The following is a 3,457-nucleotide window of genomic DNA, read 5'->3' as shown; positions in this document are numbered from 1 at the left end:
TACAATCTTTGATATGCCGCCCTGATCCGTGCCGTCAACCACCTTTCTCAGTCGCGGCAGGCAGTGGGTATGGCAATGCTCGCCCAGTTCAATGCCTATCCATCTGCGCCCCATCTTATGCGCAACTGCGGCGGTTGTGCCGGAACCAAGGAAGGAGTCAAGTACCCAGTCGCCTGGGTTTGTCCCTAATTCGAGTATACGCTTGATAAGCCTTTCCGGTTTGGGTGTTGCGAAAATACTTTCACTATTGAAATTTGCAACTTCACGCTTGGCTTCAGTATTTCCACCAACATCTTTGTGATGCAAGATTGTTAATGGAACAGTACCTTCTTGTACATCCTTCAAAAATCTTTTAATCATTGGTACCCCATCCCCACCTTTAGCGAAAACAATCATATTATCAGCGAGTAGTTCGAAATATCGTTCTTCTCTTACTAACCAACATCTCCCTTTTGGTGGCAAAACTTTTCTGCCTGAGGGTAGAGTAATTTCGTATATGTTATTGCTTTTACCTGTTTTTGCATATTGTGCACCTCTGGCACCCCCTGTTAAACTGATTGTAAAATTATCTGGTGTATATAGACCTCTCGGATCATCAGTTCTATTGTACCGTGCATTTTGCTCATCTGTTCTCGGCATTAAGTTTGGACGCCAAATTTCTTTGCTTTTAGCAAATACTAAAATGTGATCATGACTATCAGTGAACCATAGAGAATTTGCCTGTGGTGCTGTTTTCTTTTCCCAGATAACATTATTTACAAAATTCTTTCTTCCAAAAATCTCGTCACAGAGCACTTTCAAATAATGGCTTTCATCATCATCAATAAAAATCCACAATGTCCCGTCATCTCTCAGGAGTCTATGGATTATCTCAATCCTTGGTTTCATGAGACTCAACCAGATGGAATGCTCCAGTCCGTCATCGTAATGCTCAAAGGCATTGCCGGTGTTGTAAGGGGGGTCTATGCAGGCGCACTTTATCTTTCCGGCAAAGTCCTGTTCAAGGGCTTTCAGGGCAAGGAGGTTGTCGCCGTAGATGAGCATGTTACCCACCCCTGAATCCCCTCCCAAGAGGGGACTTTTTTTATTCCCCTCTTGAGAGGGGTGAGGGGTGTGTCCATAAGACTTTTCCGGGTCTTCAATCAATATGCGCGGCTCCAGCCTTGGCTGGTTATCCTTGCCGATCCATGTGAGTTCGAGTTTTTGACGGTTATTGACCATGTTTGCTCCGGTCTTATACCCAATACGGAATGTATTCAGCGAACTTAACAGATGTCGATGTCGTATCTTTGCGCTTAATACGTCCTGCGTCTATTGCGTCCCGTATCAGATTAGAAACCTGAGTGCGTTGTTTTTCATGCATCTTGAGTCGCTCACGTAACGAAGTATTGGTCATGGCGCTACTGCTGAGATATTTGAGCACCGCATGTTGATAACATGCCTCGATCCGTTCCATCTGAGACATCTCTGAAAACTTTCGTGGCGCAAATAATATAACCTTGAAATAATTTTCTCCCTCTTCGAATGCGACCGGAGGAAGTCCATATAACTCAACAGCGGTTACTGCCTTCATGAAGCCGGTTCCTCTTTCTTCGCAAATCCTGTATCGCCTGAATGCTGAGGCGAGTTTTTCATTTCGTGATTCAGGAGCGGTGCCAATCAGGCGGTCTAACTTCTTTGATGGAGGGAGAGCGCCAGGATTAATGAATTCAATCCTGTTATCGAAAATTTCAATCAAGGGGCCGGTACCTGAAATATTGAAATCCTGATGAATGAGGGCATTGGCGATGAGTTCACGCAGGGCAATTTCCGGATATACAATAACTTCTCTGCGCAAAGCCTTTTCAATGACTTCACTGTGGGGAAGGACACGCCTAAGGTAGGCTATTAGCTCTTCAAAACCAATTGCGTAACCCTTGTGTTCGACGACCTCGTCTATTGTCTCAACCTTGTTGAATCCCTTATAGCGTATAATGCGGATACGTTTTCGTTCTAAACCCTCGAATTCTTTAAGCTGATGTGCGGCTGCAATTGCACCAAAATTGGTAATATAGTATCCATCACCATCCTGCTCAATGAATTTTTCATCCACCAGCCAGCGCAGCAATTCTTCATTTGTTTGCACAATTGGTCGCTGGAGTAGTCGATGGATGCCTTCTGAATCCAGTTTAGTTATCACCTCATCGGGACGAAGCAATGTTGTGGCCCGTAGTTCCTCCCAGAATGGATTTTGGCTATTGAGGAGCATCGAACCGGTTTCCATTCGTGAAGCAAGGCGCGTAGTCCCCCCAGACCGGATATAGCAATGATCCAGTGATTTACCCCTCAGATGTACAGGCTTTGTTTTGCTCTCTTTTATCCGTACAAACAGCATGGATGCGTTGTGAAACGCGACAATGGCATGATCTATCGCAACCGGAGGCTCTAAAGCATCGCGTCCGAGATTGGCAATTTGTCCAACTATAACCGTAGCTTCGTCTTGCTGAATTCCCTTTGGCATAGCGGTTTGGGCGTCAATGCCAAATACAAGCACTCCGCCGCCTGGATAGTTAGCAAAAGCCGAAAGATGTTGCACCAGACGCTCTTTCTTGGGCGAAAGACTTTGTTTCCAGTCAAGTTCGTTAATCTCGTGAGACACCGGCCCAAGACAGCCTTCCAGTGTTTCCTTCGCAGATGTTATCCATTTCTTCATTGGTTCATCGTTTCATCAAATAATGAAGTAGTAACATATTGATATTTAAGATGTTTTGAAAGTATTCCGTTTTCTAATGAAGTAAAAGTTGGCATTTTTAAGAAGCTGCATTCCTTTGTAAGCTGTGGTTTGTTTATTTTTCCTGATGTCGACCCAAGCCCCAAAAAAAACACCTTACAGGTAAATAAAGTTCAGTATTTTCCTTGTAAATTAAGGGGTTTTATTTTATTTGATTTTGTCTAAAGTAAATAAAGTTTTCTCATCACAACAATGCCATCATGTTTTAGCTTCGGAAGCTGCTTTTCTACCGCCCTCAATAAGAAATCTATTTTTTTAGCTATTCCCTTTGCGCTACAACTGTCATAATCAACTAACAATTATATAACTTTCCACCTGACAGTAAACAGTTCTGTTGTTTCTATCTTCTGTTTCAACCGCGCCTCAATTTCTCCTATTAATTGTTCCTTTTTGTTATCTACATCATCCTGTGTCTGATATAAATTCAAACGCATGGTATTTCGTTTCTTTTCCATTTCCTTTATCTGTCTATGCGCCGTTACCTTTTCTTCAAGATTCAGTATCTTTTTCGCCTCTGTCTTTCGGCATTTTATCTCTTTATCTAATTCTTTCAATTCAATTTCCATGCCGCTTTTCACATCTTCTGCCCATGTGTCTAATTTTTCTATTTCGGTATCGAAGAAACCCGCATTACGTTCTGCATTCATCTGCAGGATTTCGGCTTGCTGTCTTTGGGCTATTTGAGTC

2 protein-coding genes and 1 pseudogene are annotated in these 3,457 nt (G+C 43.0%); all 3 read right to left on the bottom strand.

Annotated features, from left to right (window positions below):
* Window positions 1-1,221, bottom strand: a 1,221-nt coding sequence (locus BIY37_RS04300; protein WP_201789388.1) for a site-specific DNA-methyltransferase, incomplete at its 3' end; no start/stop codon positions are given.
* Window positions 1,222-1,234: 13 nt separating this feature from the next.
* Entirely contained in the window at window positions 1,235-2,692 is a 1,458-nt protein-coding gene (locus BIY37_RS04295; RefSeq protein WP_070066603.1) for an ATP-binding protein, read from the bottom strand.
* A gap of 377 nt (window positions 2,693-3,069) precedes the next feature.
* Window positions 3,070-3,457: pseudogene (locus BIY37_RS13380) on the bottom strand (SNF2-related protein); the annotation flags it as partial.

The sequence above is a fragment of the Candidatus Brocadia sapporoensis genome (genome assembly GCF_001753675.2).
In the GTDB taxonomy this organism is placed as follows: Bacteria; Planctomycetota; Brocadiia; order Brocadiales; family Brocadiaceae; genus Brocadia; species Brocadia sapporoensis.
This window is presented reverse-complemented; position numbering and strand designations above follow the sequence as displayed.

What these genes read in the sequence shown, in the direction of transcription:
- BIY37_RS04295 (WP_070066603.1), bottom strand. Translation starts at nt 2,692, where the DNA reads ATGAAGAAATGGATAACATCTGCGAAGGAAACACTGGAAGGCTGTCTT.